This window comes from Pandoraea pneumonica (assembly GCF_902459645.1).
Taxonomy (GTDB): domain Bacteria; phylum Pseudomonadota; class Gammaproteobacteria; order Burkholderiales; family Burkholderiaceae; genus Pandoraea; species Pandoraea pneumonica.
The window spans coordinates 68,595-84,031 of record NZ_CABPSK010000006.1 but is presented as its reverse complement, the minus strand read 5'-3'; the positions used below and the strand labels follow the sequence as shown (position 1 = coordinate 84,031).

Below are 15,437 nucleotides of genomic sequence, written 5' to 3'. Positions count from 1 at the left end.
AACGAGGGAGTGGCGCTACGCCGAGTCAGAAACGATCGGCGCGGAAGGGTGTGAGGTCGACTAACGTCGGCTCGCCAGTCACCATCTCGGCGATTAAACGTCCTGTCACAGGACCGAGCGTCAGGCCGTGATGAGCGTGACCAAATGCGAACCAGAGGTCGCGATGGTTCGGTGCCGGGCCGATGATCGGCAGCATGTCTGGCGTGCAGGGGCGGCTGCCCATCCATGGCGTCGATTCGATGGGCGTTCCCAATGGGAACAACTGTCTCGCCATTGGCTCGACTGCCGCTAGCTGCACCGGTGTGCGTGGTGCATCGCGCCAAGCAAGTTCGACGCCCGTGGTCAGACGAATACCTTGCTGCATCGGTGCGATCAAAAAGCCACTTTCGGCATCGAGTACCGGTTGATTCAGACTTGCCCCCGGTTCGGGTTTGAAGTGCCGGTGATAGCCGCGCTTGACCGCCAGCGGCAGCTGGTAGCCCAGCGCACGCGTGACCGTGTCGGACCATGGGCCCATGGCCACGACGGCCTGTCGGCCTTCCACCTCTCCCTCGGCAGTCTGTACGCGCCAATGCGGGCTTAGCGTGGTCGCATCGCCGCGAATGATATGCCCGCCTAGCGACGTAAAGTAGCTTGCGTAGCGGGTCACCAACTCGCCCGGATCGCGTATCGAATTCGACGCGGTGTATCGAATGGCACCGGCGAGCGTTGACGACAGTGAAGGCTCATCGCGCTGAAGTTGCGTGGCATCGAGCCGCTCGAAAGGTACGTCGTACTCACGGTGCCAACGCTCAGCTTCGAGATGCGCAGCGTCGAGCGCTCCACTGTGATGGAAGACCTTGAGCCACCCACCTTCGCGTAGCAGTTCGTCTGCGCCCGCAAGACCGATGAGCGCTTTGTGCTCGGTTAAGCAATGTTCGATCAGCGTGCTGTACTGGCGGGCGATGCGCGCGTGGCGATCTGGCGCGGAGTGATGCCAGTAGCGCGCGAGGAACGGGGCGATGCTCGGCAGCGCTGATGGGTGATAGCGCACGTCTGTCGATCGATTGCGCGCGTAGTGAAGCAGCGTGCCGAGGTCTCTTGGAAATGCATAGGGGTACACCCCTTCACGCTGTATCAAGCCCGCGTTGCCATATGACGTTTCCCGGCCGGGCGCTTCACGGTCGATAAGCGCGGTTATCAGGCCACGACGCTGGAGATGGATCGCCGTCGAGGTGCCTACGATCCCGCCGCCAAGTACGAGAACATCGAATTTCATATTAGGCCAACGCCGTGACGGCAATTTCTACGTCGAAACCCGCTCGCATCAAGGGCGACTGCACGCATGCGCGCGTGGGGGCGTTGCCCTCCGGAACCCAAACATCCCAAATGCGGTTGAATTCCTCGAAATATCGCGCGTCGGAAAGCCAAATGTTCGCCGTGAGGAGATGGGTTTTATCGACGCCCGCCGATTCGAGCAACGCATCGATTTGCTTCAGAACTTCGATCGTCTGCTCGGTAATCGTGGCATGTTGCGTCATCGGCACTTGGCCCGCCAGATAGACGACGCCCCCAGCGATGACCACCTGACTCATACGGGCATTGGTTTGCAAACGCGTGATTTCTTTCTTCATTGCTGGACTCGGAAAAGAAGGACGATGGAATGACGATGCGACCGTCGACGCAGACACCAAGGGGCTGCGGCTATTTCAGTTATCATATATGAGAATTTTCATTCTCGTATACGAGAAAATACTAAGCGAATGACGTCAACGACACGAAAGAAATCGGCTTCGGCTGGCAAACAGAAGCGCAACGACAGTCAAGTCAGTCATGAAACCGTGGGCGCACGACTGCGCGACGCACGCAAAGCGAACGGGCTGACGCTCAAGGCGTTGAGCGAGCGCTCAGGGGTTGCCGTGTCGACGATCTCGAAGGCGGAGCGCGGCGATATTGCGCTGACCTACGACAAGTTCGGCGCGCTGGCCTCGGCCCTTGGTCTGGATTACGCCAGTCTCTTCGGGCAAGGCAATGCCGAACTCAGTGGCGGGATCAGCCCATGCTTTACCGAGGCGGGGAAGCAAGCGATCTATGAGACGCCTAACTATCGCTACGGCATGATCGCTTCCGATCTCGCCAATAAGCGCATGGTGCCAATGCGTGCCCACATTCGCGCGCGTAAGTTGGAAGATTTTCCCGACTACATTCGCCACGAAGGCGAAGAGTTTGTTTTCGTTTTATCGGGCAGCTTGTTGTTGCAGTTTGAAGATGGCAACAAATTCCGGCTGGCGCCGGGAGATAGTTTGTATTTCGACAGTGCGGTGGGGCATGTCTATTTGAGCGAACACGATGGCGGCGTTGACGCCATTGTGTGCTGCGTGGACGGCAATGTGCCAATGCCGATGTTGCGGGCTCGATGACGTTTGGGACGCAGAAAACAAAAAAGCCCTTGAATGATCAAGGGCTGATTTGTTTGCTTGGCGGAGAGGGTGGGATTCGAACCCACGGTACGGTATAACCGTACACCAGATTTCGAGTCTGGCGCATTCGACCACTCTGCCACCTCTCCAAGCACACTTGCTGCTTTGAGTCGCTGCCTGAGTGGCCTCAAGCAGCGAGAAAGAGATTATAGCCGAATTTCTTCAGCTGCCAAGTCCTTTTTTTGAAATTTTTTACGCGGTCGGCTCGAGGCGCTCGATGCCGCCCATGTACGGACGCAGCACTTCCGGCACCGTGATCGAACCGTCGGCGTTCTGATAGTTCTCGATCACCGCCACCAACGCGCGCCCCACCGCCAAACCCGAACCGTTCAACGTGTGCACCAACTCCGGCTTGCCTTGCGCATTGCGGAAACGCGCTTGCATACGACGTGCCTGGAAGTTCTCCATGTTGGAGCACGAGGAAATCTCACGGTACGTGTTCTGCGCCGGAATCCACACTTCCATGTCGTACGTCTTCGCCGCGCCGAAACCCATATCGCCCGTGCACAACACGATCGTGCGGAACGGCAGTTCGAGCTTCTTCAGAATCGCTTCGGCGTGACCGACCAACATCTCCAGCGTGTCGTACGACTCTTCCGGACGCACCACATGCACCAACTCGACCTTGTCGAACTGATGCTGGCGAATCATGCCGCGCGTGTCCTTGCCATAGCTGCCCGCCTCCGAGCGGAAGCACGGCGTGTGCGCCACCATATGCATCGGCAGCGCATCGTTGGCCAGCAACTCGTCGCGCACCAGATTCGTCAGCGACACTTCCGCCGTCGGAATCAGATAGAAGTTCTCGATGCGCTCGCCCTCGTCACCGCCGACCTTGCGCGGCACTTTGAACAAGTCGTCTTCGAACTTCGGCAGTTGGCCAGTGCCACGCATCGACGCCGCGTTCACGATGTACGGCACATACGTTTCCGTATAACCATGCTCGCCCGTGTGCGTGTCGAGCATGAACTGCGCGAGCGCACGATGCAGGCGGGCAATGCCACCCTTCATCACGGAAAAACGCGCACCGGCCAGTTTCGCGGCAGCATCGAAGTCGAGGCCCAGCTTGGCGCCCAGATCGACGTGATCGCGCGGCGTGAAGTCGAACTCGCGCGGCGTTCCCCAGCGGCGCACTTCCACGTTCTGCGTTTCGTCGTTGCCCACCGGCACGCTCTCGTGCGGCAAGTTCGGCACGCCCAGCAGCAGGTCCGACAAACGCGTTTGGATTTCTTCCAGACGCACCGACGATGCCTTGAGCGTGTCGGCAATACCGCCGACTTCGGCGATTTCAGCCGAGGCGTCTTCGCCCTTGCCCTTCTTCATGCCGACTTGCTTCGAGAGCGCATTGCGGCGGGCCTGCAACTCCTCGGTTTGCGTCTGAATCTGCTTGCGCTCTGCCTCGAGCGCAGCGAACGCCGCCACGTCCAGCGTGTAGCCGCGCGCCTTGAGCCGCGCCGCAACGCCGTCGAGATCCTTGCGAAGAAGTTGAATGTCGAGCATGGTGGGAAGTCTGTCGTTAGCGACTCACTTCAGTGAGTCATAAAATTCGTTCTGGCCGCACAGGGCGCGCCGATCGCGCCCAATGCAGCATTAAGCGCGTGATTTTACCAAACGCGCAACGCGATTTCGTCATTTACAGCGTCTTGCCCGGCGTATTGGCCCAGTCGCCGCTGTTTTGACCGCCTGAATCACGGCGAAACCACGCCAAACGGGCGCCAAACCAACCTTTGCTTACTCGTCGTCGCTCGTGTCGGGCGGGGGTGATTTTTCGGAAGATGGGTTGGAAGCGACGCCGCCGGAAGCGGAAGATGCGCTGCCGGACGCCTTAGCTGGGGCTGGAGCATCGCTCCCTGCGGCCCCGGCCTTCCGCCCCTTGGCATTCGCGCGACGCCACTCCGCATCCAACGACTTGAGCCAGTTCAGCTTCTCTCCAATCTTGCCTTCCAACCCGCGCGGCACCGGACGATACCACTGCTGGGTTCGCAAATCGTCCGGAAAATAGGTCTCGCCAGCGGCGTAGGCATCCGGCTCATCGTGTGCATACCGGTACTCGTGACCGTAGCCCAGTTCCTTCATCAGCTTGGTCGGCGCATTGCGTAAGTGCACCGGTACCGCGCGCGACTTGTCTTTGCTAACGAAGGCTCGCGCCTGGTTGTAAGCGTTGTAGCCTGCGTTCGACTTGGGGGCAGCAGCCAAATAGAGCACGGCCTGCGCCAGCGCCAATTCGCCTTCCGGCGTGCCGAGACGCTCGTAGGTTTCGGCCGCGTCCAGCGCAATACGCGCCGCGCGCGGATCGGCCAACCCGATGTCTTCCCATGCCATGCGCACAATGCGTCGCGCCATATAGCGCGGATCGGCGCCGCCATCCAACATGCGGCAGAACCAGTACAGCGCACCGTCCGGCGAGCTGCCGCGCACCGATTTGTGCAATGCGCTGATCTGGTCGTAAAACGCATCGCCGCCCTTGTCGAATCGGCGTAGGTTCTCAGCCAGCACGCTCGCGAGCAAGGCATCGTCAATCGTGTCGAGGGCTTGCGACGTTGCCGCCTGCGCCACGATTTCCACATTGTTAAGCAGCTTACGCCCGTCGCCGTCGGCCGAATCGATCAGCCCTTGACGCGCTTCGTCGGTAAACGTGATGCCGCCAAGCTCCTGCGCGGCACGCGTGACCATCTCGCCCAGCTCGTCGTCATTCAAACTCTTGAGCACGTACACGGCGGCACGCGAGAGCAATGCGCCGTTCACTTCGAACGACGGGTTCTCCGTCGTCGCGCCCACGAAAATGAAGAGGCCGGACTCGACGTGCGGCAAGAACGCATCCTGCTGCGCCTTGTTGAAGCGATGCACCTCGTCGACGAACACGACCGTTTGTCGGCCTTGGCCGCGCTGAATCTGCGCCGCTTCGACCGCGTCGCGAATGTCTTTCACGCCGGAAAGTACCGCCGAGAGCGAGATGAAATACGCCTTGAAGGCGTCGGCCATGAGCCGCGCGAGCGTGGTTTTCCCAACACCGGGCGGGCCCCACAGAATCATCGAATGCGGACGCCCTGCTTCAAACGCCACGCGCAGAGGCTTCCCCTTGCCGAGCAGATGGCGCTGGCCGATCACGTCGTCAATGGTATGGGGGCGCAAGCGCTCGGCGAGGGGCACCGAGGCTGAAAGAGGTGCGTCAGGCATGGTAAGAAGCAGTGCGGCCGGGGATTGCCCGGCCGCAGATCAGATTTCGGATGCCCCATTATGCCAGTCCACCGGCATCGGGGCCGATCTCTGGGGACAGCCGATCCCTTCGATCGCTTATCCCTTGATGACGTCCGCGCCCTTGGGCACGGTGAACTTGAAGTGGTCCGGCGACATCGGCGGGTTCTTCTGCATGTTGGCAAACGTGAGCAGCGTCACATTGCCAAACGCGTCGTAGAGCTCCATCGCGGCGAGATTGCCATCGCGAAAGCCGATGCCCACGCGCTGGAACTGGGTGTCTTGCGCCTTCGGCGTGAGCTCGACCCAATCGATACCGTTCTTCACGCCAGCATCCTTGAGGGTGAAGTTCTTCTCGATATCGTTGCTGCCGAACAGAATCGCCGCCGGACTCGCGCCCAACGACGCGCCAAGCTTACGCTCGGTGACCTGATTCAAATCCTTGTCGTAGATAAAGAGCGTCTCGCCGTCGGCTTGCAGCAGTTGATCGTAAGGTTTGACGTAGCGCCAGATGAAGCGGCCCGGGCGCGAGAACTCGAACGTGCCCGACGACACGTTCGACACCTTCACATTGCCGTCCTGCCCCTGCTTGACCTGCTTTTGCTCGAATTCGCCACGCGCGGTTTTCACCTGCGCCGCGAATGCCTTGAGTTGCGCCGTGCCGCTGGCATACGCCGGAGCGACCAGCGCTGCCAGCGGCACGCCGACCACACCCGCCATCAGCGGCAAGCCGCGCTTGAATCCCAGCATGCTCTTTATTCTCCTTCGCGATTCGGCACCAGAATTTCCCGGTTGCCGTTGCTCGCCATCGCCGACACCACGCCGGACTGTTCCATCTGTTCGAGCAGCCGCGCCGCCCGGTTATAACCGATGCGCAAATGCCGCTGCACCAGCGAGATCGACGCGCGGCGCTGCTTGAGCACTACCGCCACCGCCTGATCGTACAGGGGGTCGGACTCGCCGCCCCCCTCGCCGGTTCCTGCACCGCCGACACCATCGACGCCGCCTTCTTCACCTTCGATCGCGCCGTCGAGCAGGCCTTCGACGTAATTCGCCTCGCCCTGCTCCTTGAGCCGTTCGACCACGCGATGCACTTCATCGTCGGCCACGAACGCGCCGTGCACTCGCAACGGCAAGCCAGTACCCGGGGGCATGTAGAGCATGTCGCCCATGCCGAGCAGCGTTTCCGCACCCTGCTGGTCAAGAATGGTGCGCGAGTCGATCTTCGACGACACCTGGAACGCCACACGCGTCGGCACGTTGGCTTTGATGAGGCCGGTAATCACGTCCACCGACGGGCGTTGCGTGGCCAGAATCAGGTGGATACCCGCCGCGCGTGCCTTCTGCGCAATACGGGCGATCAACTCTTCAACCTTCTTGCCGACCACCATCATCAGGTCGGCCAATTCGTCGATCACCACGACGATGTACGGCAGACGCTGCAACGGCTCCGGTGCCTCCGGCGTCAGCGAGAACGGGTTCGGAATGTGCTCTTCGCGCTTGGCCGCATCATCGATCTTGTTGTTGTAGCCCGCGAGGTTGCGCACGCCAAGCTTGCTCATCAGCTTGTAGCGGCGCTCCATTTCCGAGACCACCCAATTCAGCGCATGGCCCGCCTGGCGCATGTCGGTGACCACCGGGCACAACAGATGCTGAATGCCTTCGTACATGCTCATTTCGAGCATCTTCGGATCGATCAGGATGAGTCGTACCTGCTCGGCCGTGGCCTTGTAGAGCAGCGACAGAATCATCGCGTTGATCCCCACCGACTTGCCCGAGCCGGTCGTACCGGCCACCAGCAAGTGCGGCATTTTGCCCAGATCGGCCACGACCGGCTTGCCGCCGATGTCCTTGCCGAGCGCCAGCGTCAGCAACGACGATGAATCGTTGTAGACCTCGGAGCCGAGAATCTCCGTCAGGCGAACGGTCTGGCGGCGCGGGTTCGGCAGCTCCAGTCCCATGAAATTCTTGCCGGGGATGGTTTCCACCACGCGGATGGACACCAGCGAGAGCGAACGCGCCAGATCCTTCGCCAGACCCACGATCTGGCTGCCCTTCACGCCCGTCGCCGGTTCAATTTCGTAACGCGTAATGACCGGCCCCGGATACGCCGCCACCACGTTCACTTCGACGCCGAAATCCTTGAGCTTCTTCTCGATCAGACGCGACGTGAATTCCAGCGTCTCGCCGGAAACGGTTTCCTGCGCGACAGGCGCGGCATCGAGCAACGCCAGCGGCGGCAGGATGGAATCCGGCAAGTCGGCGAAGAGTGGCGCCTGCTTTTCCTTCTCTACGCGCTCGCTCTTCGGCACCACCTTCACCGGCGGCACGATCTGCACAGGCTCGTGCACGTCGGCACGCACGCGGTTCTGCACCACGGCACCTTCGCGGGCGATGGCGGCTTCTTCGCCAAGGCGGCGGTCCTGACGCGCTTCGCGGCGACGGCGGATCACGGTGCCGGTGTCAAGAATCAGCGCGCCGAGCTTTTCCGCCGCCGACAACCACGAGAAGTGGAACAGCAGCGACAAGCCGAACGCAAAAATCAGCAACAGGGCGAGCGTGCCGCCGGTAAAGCCAAGTGCGTGCTGGAAGAACCCACCGACGGTCTCGCCGATCACGCCGCCCGACGCACGCGGCAGTTGGGCCTTCAAACGATACAAACGCAGGGATTCGATACCGGCGCTGGCCAGCAGCACCATCAGGAAGGAGACGATCTCGACCCAGCCGCCGCTCGCCAGCCGCTCGCGCAGCGGGGGCGCTTCGCGCTTGGTTGCGATACGGCGATAACCGGAAACGACACGGCGGGCGATGAACACGACCAGCCAGTAAGCGGACAAACCCAGCATGAGCAGCAGCATGTCGGCCACCCAAGCGCCGACGCGCCCCGCCCAGTTGGCGATGCGCTCCACGTGCGCCGCATGTGTCCAGCTGGGGTCCAGACGGCTGTAAGAGAACAGTGCCATCAAGAGGAACACCATCAGCGCGACTTGCGCCATCCAGCGGATTTCATGGAAAAGATGCGTCACCCGGTTGGGTAACGACGATCCGGCACCAGCAGAGTAGGAAGATTTCGTCGTCATCAAGCCAGTTGGTTGGGCGGGCAGACGGGCGGCCTGCCGCGCGGCAAGCCTCCATTCTAAACAACTATTACAACGCTTAATGCATGAAAAGGTGACAAGGGGTAACGTCGTGCCCCGCCAGAACGCCCGCCGTGCACCCGCAGCACGCCGCGCCGGAGGCTATCGCGACGATTGTAAGGCTCGATCAACGAAACGACGTCGGCCCTTTATAATGACGGTTTGCGCCGATTCCCGGCCAGTGCCAATCCGCCCTCCCGCCCGCCTCCCAATGGCCGGTGCGGCGCGGCTCGCGGCACCGGGGAGCGGCGCCAGCCCCCAAGCCTATTTACGGTGAGTTCGTCCATGTCCGCTGCCAAGCACGCTAAAGTCCTGATTCTCGGTTCCGGCCCCGCCGGCTACAGCGCCGCCGTCTACGCCGCACGCGCCAACCTCCAGCCCGTGCTCATCACCGGCATCGCCCAAGGCGGTCAACTGATGACGACCACCGACGTCGAGAACTGGCCCGGCGACCCGACCGGCGTGCAAGGCCCGGAACTGATGGCCCGTATGCAGGCGCACGCCGAGCACTTCAACACCGAAATCATCTTCGACCACATTCACACGGTGCACTTGAACGAGCGCCCGCTGCGCCTCGTGGGCGACTCCGGCGAGTACACGGCCGATGCCCTGATCATCGCCACCGGCGCTTCGGCGCAGTACCTCGGCCTGCCGTCCGAAGAAGCGTTCTCGGGCCGCGGCGTGTCGGCTTGCGCCACGTGCGACGGGTTCTTCTACCGCGGCAAGGAAGTGTGCGTGGTCGGCGGCGGTAACACGGCCGTGGAAGAAGCGCTCTACCTGTCGAACATCGCTAGCAAGGTCACGGTGATTCACCGCCGCGACAAGTTCCGCGCCGAGCCGATCTTGATCGACCGCCTGCTGGAAAAGGCCAAGCAAGGCACGGTTGAACTCAAGTACGACAGCGTGCTCGACGAAGTGACCGGCGACGACTCGGGTGTGACCGGCATTCGCATCAAGAACACCAAGTCGGGCGCGCATGAAGATATCGCGCTGCACGGCGTGTTCATCGCCATCGGCCACAAGCCGAACACCGACATCTTCGAAGGTCAGTTGGAGATGAAAAACGGCTACATCGTCACGCACAGCGGCCTGAACGGCAACGCCACGGCAACCAACGTGCCGGGCGTGTTCGCCGCCGGCGACGTGCAGGATCACGTGTATCGTCAGGCCATCACCAGCGCTGGCACGGGCTGCATGGCGGCACTCGACGCCCAGCGTTATCTCGAGAACCTCGATCAGTAATCGCTGACCGACGGTGCCGTCCGGGCTCCCGGGCGGCACCCCCCAGCCTCCGCCTCTCTGCATTTGTGCACGCCATGAGCAAAAAGCCCCCCAAGCTTAGTCTCAACGACCTCGCCGGCCTGCGCGACACGCTCGCCAAGGAAACGGCCGCCCGCGAAGCCGAACGCGTCGAAGCGGCCAAGCGCGCCGCACAGGCCGCACGCGACGCCAACGTGTTTCGCGACAGCATCGGCGACATCGCCCCGCTCAGTAGCAAACGTGCCGTCGAACGCGTCGAACATCCGCGCCAGCCGCCCGCCCCCGTCGCCCGCCAGACGCAGGAAGACGAAGCGGCCGTGCTCTACGAATCGCTCTCCGACGAGTTCGACCCCGAGGCACTGCTCGATACGGACGACCGTCTGTCGTACCGCCGCCCCGGCATCAGCCACGACACGGTGCTCAAGCTCCAGCGCGGCGACTGGGTGGTTCAGGCCCAGGTGGACTTGCACGGCATGCGCCGCGACGAAGCCCGCGAAGCGCTCTCGGCTTTCCTGCACGACGCCGTCAAGCGCGGCCTGCGCTGCGTGCGCGTCATTCATGGCAAGGGGCTCGGATCGATCGGGCGCGAGCCGGTGCTCAAGGACAAAGTGCGCAGTTGGCTTGCGCAGAAGAACGAAGTTCTGGCTTGGGCGCAAGCACAAGGACGCGACGGCGGCGCCGGTGCACTGGTAGTATTGCTACAGCCTTCGCCCGGCAGACCGTCGCGCGCAGGCGACTGACGCAGGCGAGGCGCTAAGTCACATTGCGGTCCTCTCGTCTCGACGTCGGCCCCGACGCTAATCACGACGTTTCACTCAAAGGATTCGCCGATGGTTTTGGAGATGAGCGACCAGCTCCGTACGATTCTGGCCGTTGCCGAGGCCATCGCCGTGATGTCGTGCGCCATCTCCGGTTTCGCCGAAGCCCGTAAGCAGCACCTCGACCCGGTTGGCGCGTTCGTGCTGGCCTTTGCGACGGCCTTCGGCGGCGGCACGCTACGCGACGTGCTGCTCGACCACCGCCCGTTCTACTGGGTGCAGCATCAGTGGTACACCATCATCATTCTCGTGCTCTCGCTCTCGACTTCGGGCGTGCTGCGGCTCGTCTCGCGTGTCGCCACCGAGCGCGTGCTGCTCATCACAGACGCCATCGGGCTCGGGTTCTTTAGTGCGTCGGGAACGTCGTTAGCGCTTCAGACCGGCATGTCGCCGTTCATGTCGGTGATGATGGGCGTGATTACTGGCGTTGGCGGCGGTGTGATGCGCGACATTCTCTGCAACGAAGTGCCGCTGGTGCTGCGCGACACGCGCCCTTACGCCGTGTGCGCCTTCATCGGCGGGTGGATCTACATCGCCCTCACCTACGCCGATCTCGACCCGTTGTACACGCTATCGATCAGCGCGCTGTCGGTCATTTTCGTGCGACTGATTACCGTCGCGTTCGACGTCCGGCTGAAGTCCGAGTAATCGACGGGCCTCGCTCCCGCGCCAAGAAACGCCAAAGGGCGACGCTGCTTTTGCAGCCGTCGCCCTTTGTCATATCTTGCCTTGGTGTTGCCGCAGTCAGGCTGCGGCAATGCCGACCTTACACAGCCTGTTCGCCCTCTTCGCCCGTACGGATGCGGATCACGCGTTCCACGTCGGTCACGAAGATCTTGCCGTCACCGATCTTGCCGGTGCGCGCTGCGCCCAACACGGCGTCGATGACCTGCTCGGCCTGTGCCGCGCCCACAACCACTTCGATCTTGATCTTCGGCAGGAAGTCGACCACGTACTCGGCGCCGCGATACAGCTCGGTGTGGCCTTTCTGGCGGCCGAAACCCTTCACTTCGGTGACGGTCAGGCCGGTCACGCCGACTTCGGCCAGGGCTTCACGCACTTCGTCGAGCTTGAAGGGTTTGATGATGGCAGTAACGCGTTTCATTGTCGCCTCGATATCTTGGTTGGAATGTTCTGGAAAATCGCTGGCCTATTGTACCGGTCCGGCAGCGGCATGCCGATGACAGCAACGTCACGCGTGCGGATCGTCGGGCACCGTCTCCAGATCGGCCAGCCACACCACCGACTCCGAATCGCTCGGCGCGCGCCAGTCGCCACGCGGCGAGAGCGAGCCGCCCGTGCCGACCTTCGGCGCGTTGGGCACGCACGAACGCTTGAACTGGCTGGTACGGAAGAACCGGTCGAGGAAGATGCGAAGGTTGCGCTTGATCGCGACCATGTCATAGGCATGGTGAGCGAGATGCCCCTCGTCCGGCCACCTTCCGGCCGACGCGTCGTGCCATGCGCTCCACGACAGGAACGCCACTTTGCGCGGCGCGTAGCCAAAACGCAGCGTGTAGTACAGGTTGAAGTCCTGCAATTCGTACGGACCGATGAAATGCTCGGTGCGCTGTTCCGGTGCGCCATTGGCCTTGCCCGGCACGAGTTCCGGGCTGATTTCGGTTTCGAGAATGTCGATCAGCACATTGCGACGGCCCGTGGCTTCCTTACCTTCTTTGGCCGCTTTCGCCGGTGCCGTTTGCCCTGCCGAATTACCCAATTGCCCGGTCTCGGCCACCCAGCGCACCAGGTGCATGATGAGCGTCTTCGGCACGCTGGCATTCACGTTGTAGTGCGACATGTGATCGCCTACGCCGTACGTGCACCAGCCCAACGCCAGCTCGCTCAAGTCGCCCGTGCCGATCACAATCGCGCCAAGATGGTTCGCCAGACGGAACAAGTGATTCGTGCGCTCGCCCGCCTGCACATTCTCGAACGTGACGTCGTAGACTTCCTGTCCCTTCGCAAACGGATGGTCGAGGTCCTTCAACATCTGCATGCAGCTCGGGCGGATATCGATCTCGCGCGCCGTGCAGCCCACGGCCTCCATCAACTCGCGCGCCTGACGCAGCGTGCGCTCGCTCGTCGCGAACCCCGGCATCGTATAGGCGAGGATATTCGTACGCGGCAGCCCCAGACGGTCCATGACCTTGGCGCACACCAGCAGCGCGTGGGTCGAATCGAGCCCGCCCGACACGCCGATGACCACCTTCTGAATCTTCGACGACGCGAGACGCTGCATCAGCGCCTGCACCTGAATGTTGTAGACCTCGTGGCAGCGCTCGTCGCGCAGGCGCGGGTCGGCGGGCACATATGGAAAACGTCCGATATTGCGCGCAAGCGGCAACTCGGCATCGCGCGGCATCGTCACATCGACCTTGATCGTGCGAAAGCGCGCGACTTCTTCGGCATGGCGGCGCACCGACACGCCAAACGTGGTCTGGTGCATGCGCTCGCGGGCGAGGCGCTCCAAATCCACGTCTGCATAAATCAAATGCGAATCGCTGGCAAAGCGAGCCGATTCGGCCAGCATGTCGCCGTTCTCATAGATCAGCGCTTGCCCGTCCCATGCGAGATCGGTGGTCGACTCGCCCTGCCCGGCCGACGTGTACAGATACGCGGCGAGACAACGCGCCGACTGCTGACCGACGAGTTGATGGCGATACGCCGACTTGCCGACGACCACATTCGATGCCGACAAATTGACGAGCACCGTCGCACCCGCGAGTGCCGCAAACGACGACGGCGGCACCGGCACCCAAACGTCTTCGCAAATTTCGCAGTGAAAGCGCAGCAGCGGCTGATCGGCGGCTTCGAAAATCAGGTTGCCGAAGGGCACTTCATTGCCCAGCAGCGTGACCGTGTCGACACCGGCGTCATCCGCCGCGTTGAACTGGCGCGCTTCGTAAAACTCGCTGTAATTCGGGAGATAAGTCTTGGGCACCACGCCGTGAACGCGTCCGCGTGCGACGACGACCGCGCAATTGAACAAGCGCTGTTGCACGCGCACCGGCATGCCGACGATGAGGGCCGCGCCCAGTTCCCGGCTCGCGGCAACGATGTCGGCGAGCGCCGCGTTGCACGCGTCGAGCAACGCGCGTTGCTGGAACAAGTCTTCGCAGCTGTAAGCGGGAATCCCGAGTTCGGGGAACGCCACGAGCACCGCACCTTCGGCGTCGGCTTCACGCGCCAGCGCGATGGTCTGTTGCGCGTTGTACGCCGGATCGGCGACGCGGCAGCGCGGCACGCCAACGGCGACGCGTGCGAAATCGTGGTTATAGAGATTGAGAAATCGGTTGGTCATGTCGGCGGCTACCCATGCATCGCTCGTGGGCCGGTGCGAGGGCAGACTGACCAGCAACGCTGTGCAGGCAGGCCCGGCGCGACCGGCGGGCGGTCAGATCGCCAGTATATTACGCGCGCTTGAAAGGCGTGTGAGCCTCCAACTCGCCGATATGCTCGTCCATCGCCGAGGTTTCGGCGTCGAGAAACTCGGCAATCGCATCGGCAAACCGCGCGTCGCCAATCCAGTGCGCCGACCACGTCGGCGTGGGCAGCAAGCCCCGCGACATCTTATGCACGCCCTGTGCACCGCCCTCGAAGCTCTTCAGTCCATGCACGATGCAGTACTCGATGCCCTGCGCATAACAGGTCTCGAAGTGCATCCCGGAGACGAAATCGGTGGTGCCCCAGTAGCGGCCGAACATCGTGTCGCCGGTCACCACATTGAGGGCGCAGGCGAGCGGCGCGTCGTCGCGCATCGCCATGACCAGCAGCAGCGTATCGGGCATCGTGGCATGCACTTGCCCGAAGAATTCGCGCGACAGATACGGCGCGTTCCAATGCTCGCGGTAGGTGTTTTCGTAGCACTGATAGAAGAAGTCGAGCGCCGCGTCATCGATATCGGCGCCGCGCAGCCAGCGATAGGTCACGCCCGCTTCGCTCACGCGCCGGCGGTCTTGTCTCAGCTTCTTGCGCTTTTCCTGATTCATCTGCGCAAGAAAATCGTCGAACGTGGCGAAGTCCCGGTTTTCCCAATGGAATTGCACGCCCTCGCGCAGCATGTAACCCGCTTCGGTGAGCGCCGCCAGATCGTCCTCGTGCGTGAAGAGCACGTGAATCGACGACACGTCCAATTGCTTCGCAAACGCGATCGCGCCACGGGCCAGCGCCACACGGTCGGCGTGTGTACGGGCGAGCAAACGCGGCCCAGTCACGGGCGAGAACGGCACGGCGGAAAGCAGCTTGGGGTAATAGCGCAGCCCGTGGCGCGCAAACGCGTCGGCCCACGCATGATCGAATACGTATTCGCCGCGCGAGTGCGACTTCACGTAGAGCGGCATGGCGCCGACGAGTGTGTCGGCGGCGTGCATGAGCAGATACGCGGGCTGCCAACCGGTGCCTTTGCTGGCGCAGCCGCTGGTATGCATCGCGTGCAAAAACGCGTGTTGCACGAAGGGGTTGGTGCCCGCGAGCGCGTTCCACTGGTCGGCCGGCACGTCTTCAATCGATTGCACTACCCGAATCACTACGTCGCTGCTCACCCGTCACCTCGTTCGTGAAGCCGCCGG

13 protein-coding genes and 1 tRNA gene are annotated in these 15,437 nt (G+C 62.3%); 4 read left to right on the top strand and 10 right to left on the bottom strand.

The annotated features are described in order from the left end of the window. Window positions 1-25: 25 nt before the first annotated feature. Window positions 26-1,258, bottom strand: coding sequence for an NAD(P)/FAD-dependent oxidoreductase (locus tag PPN31114_RS24015; protein WP_150682048.1), 1,233 nt, complete (start codon window positions 1,256-1,258; stop codon window positions 26-28). A 1-nt stretch (window position 1,259) separates the two neighbouring features. After that, window positions 1,260-1,613 carry a RidA family protein gene (locus tag PPN31114_RS24010; protein ID WP_150682047.1) on the bottom strand — a complete coding sequence of 118 codons (354 nt, stop codon included), beginning with the start codon at window positions 1,611-1,613 and terminating at the stop codon, window positions 1,260-1,262. Between the two features lie 129 nt (window positions 1,614-1,742). Between PPN31114_RS24010 and PPN31114_RS24005 the strand changes: the two genes are divergently transcribed. Continuing rightward, the gene (locus PPN31114_RS24005) at window positions 1,743-2,399 is read left to right on the top strand and encodes a helix-turn-helix domain-containing protein (RefSeq protein WP_150682046.1); all 657 of its coding nucleotides are present in this window, start codon (window positions 1,743-1,745) and stop codon (window positions 2,397-2,399) included. Window positions 2,400-2,457: 58 nt separating this feature from the next. Here PPN31114_RS24005 and PPN31114_RS24000 read toward each other — a convergent pair. From PPN31114_RS24000 to PPN31114_RS23980, 5 genes are all read right to left on the bottom strand, one after another. Further along, a tRNA-Ser gene (locus PPN31114_RS24000) sits at window positions 2,458-2,548 on the bottom strand. Between the two features lie 103 nt (window positions 2,549-2,651). Next, window positions 2,652-3,956, bottom strand: coding sequence for a serine--tRNA ligase (gene serS, locus PPN31114_RS23995; protein WP_150682045.1), 1,305 nt, complete (start codon window positions 3,954-3,956; stop codon window positions 2,652-2,654). A gap of 231 nt (window positions 3,957-4,187) precedes the next feature. Next, window positions 4,188-5,633 (bottom strand): replication-associated recombination protein A, encoded by a 1,446-nt coding sequence (locus PPN31114_RS23990; protein ID WP_246182724.1) that lies wholly within the window; start codon window positions 5,631-5,633, stop codon window positions 4,188-4,190. A gap of 117 nt (window positions 5,634-5,750) precedes the next feature. Continuing rightward, window positions 5,751-6,401: an outer membrane lipoprotein chaperone LolA gene (gene lolA / locus PPN31114_RS23985; protein ID WP_150682044.1), complete on the bottom strand. Its 651-nt coding sequence runs from the start codon at window positions 6,399-6,401 to the stop codon at window positions 5,751-5,753. Between the two features lie 5 nt (window positions 6,402-6,406). Continuing rightward, a complete protein-coding gene (locus PPN31114_RS23980) occupies window positions 6,407-8,731 on the bottom strand; it encodes a DNA translocase FtsK (protein ID WP_150682043.1) in 2,325 nt (774 codons plus the stop codon). Window positions 8,732-9,073: 342 nt separating this feature from the next. Here PPN31114_RS23980 and trxB point away from each other — a divergent pair, with 342 nt between their 5' ends. The 3 genes from trxB to PPN31114_RS23965 all read left to right on the top strand — a co-directional run bounded on the left by trxB (window position 9,074) and on the right by PPN31114_RS23965 (window position 11,514). Then, window positions 9,074-10,030, top strand: coding sequence for a thioredoxin-disulfide reductase (gene trxB / locus PPN31114_RS23975; protein WP_150682042.1), 957 nt, complete (start codon window positions 9,074-9,076; stop codon window positions 10,028-10,030). A gap of 74 nt (window positions 10,031-10,104) precedes the next feature. Continuing rightward, window positions 10,105-10,788, top strand: a complete 684-nt coding sequence (locus PPN31114_RS23970) for a Smr/MutS family protein (RefSeq protein ID WP_150682041.1) — start codon at window positions 10,105-10,107, stop codon at window positions 10,786-10,788. 102 nt (window positions 10,789-10,890) lie between these two features. Beyond that, on the top strand, window positions 10,891-11,514 hold the full coding sequence (locus tag PPN31114_RS23965; protein WP_150682040.1) for a trimeric intracellular cation channel family protein: 624 nt from the start codon (window positions 10,891-10,893) through the stop codon (window positions 11,512-11,514). Between the two features lie 118 nt (window positions 11,515-11,632). Here PPN31114_RS23965 and PPN31114_RS23960 read toward each other — a convergent pair whose 3' ends face one another. The 3 genes from PPN31114_RS23960 to PPN31114_RS23950 form a co-directional block, all read right to left on the bottom strand. Then, window positions 11,633-11,971: a P-II family nitrogen regulator gene (locus tag PPN31114_RS23960; RefSeq protein WP_058375414.1), complete on the bottom strand. Its 339-nt coding sequence runs from the start codon at window positions 11,969-11,971 to the stop codon at window positions 11,633-11,635. A gap of 87 nt (window positions 11,972-12,058) precedes the next feature. Continuing rightward, a complete protein-coding gene (locus PPN31114_RS23955; protein ID WP_150682039.1) occupies window positions 12,059-14,170 on the bottom strand; it encodes an NAD(+) synthase in 2,112 nt (703 codons plus the stop codon). Between the two features lie 109 nt (window positions 14,171-14,279). Then, a complete protein-coding gene (locus PPN31114_RS23950) occupies window positions 14,280-15,410 on the bottom strand; it encodes a GNAT family N-acetyltransferase (RefSeq protein WP_150682038.1) in 1,131 nt (376 codons plus the stop codon). Window positions 15,411-15,437: the final 27 nt, after the last annotated feature.

Excerpts from the sequence above, each read along its gene's own strand:
- PPN31114_RS24015 (WP_150682048.1), bottom strand. The coding sequence starts at position 1,258 with ATGAAATTCGATGTTCTCGTACTTGGCGGCGGGATCGTAGGCACCTCG.
- PPN31114_RS24010 (WP_150682047.1), bottom strand. The coding sequence starts at position 1,613 with ATGAAGAAAGAAATCACGCGTTTGCAAACCAATGCCCGTATGAGTCAG.
- PPN31114_RS24005 (WP_150682046.1), top strand. The coding sequence starts at position 1,743 with ATGACGTCAACGACACGAAAGAAATCGGCTTCGGCTGGCAAACAGAAG.
- serS (WP_150682045.1), bottom strand. The coding sequence starts at position 3,956 with ATGCTCGACATTCAACTTCTTCGCAAGGATCTCGACGGCGTTGCGGCG.
- PPN31114_RS23990 (WP_246182724.1), bottom strand. The coding sequence starts at position 5,633 with ATGCCTGACGCACCTCTTTCAGCCTCGGTGCCCCTCGCCGAGCGCTTG.
- lolA (WP_150682044.1), bottom strand. The coding sequence starts at position 6,401 with ATGCTGGGATTCAAGCGCGGCTTGCCGCTGATGGCGGGTGTGGTCGGC.
- PPN31114_RS23980 (WP_150682043.1), bottom strand. The coding sequence starts at position 8,731 with ATGACGACGAAATCTTCCTACTCTGCTGGTGCCGGATCGTCGTTACCC.
- trxB (WP_150682042.1), top strand. The coding sequence starts at position 9,074 with ATGTCCGCTGCCAAGCACGCTAAAGTCCTGATTCTCGGTTCCGGCCCC.
- PPN31114_RS23970 (WP_150682041.1), top strand. The coding sequence starts at position 10,105 with ATGAGCAAAAAGCCCCCCAAGCTTAGTCTCAACGACCTCGCCGGCCTG.
- PPN31114_RS23965 (WP_150682040.1), top strand. The coding sequence starts at position 10,891 with ATGAGCGACCAGCTCCGTACGATTCTGGCCGTTGCCGAGGCCATCGCC.
- PPN31114_RS23960 (WP_058375414.1), bottom strand. The coding sequence starts at position 11,971 with ATGAAACGCGTTACTGCCATCATCAAACCCTTCAAGCTCGACGAAGTG.
- PPN31114_RS23955 (WP_150682039.1), bottom strand. The coding sequence starts at position 14,170 with ATGACCAACCGATTTCTCAATCTCTATAACCACGATTTCGCACGCGTC.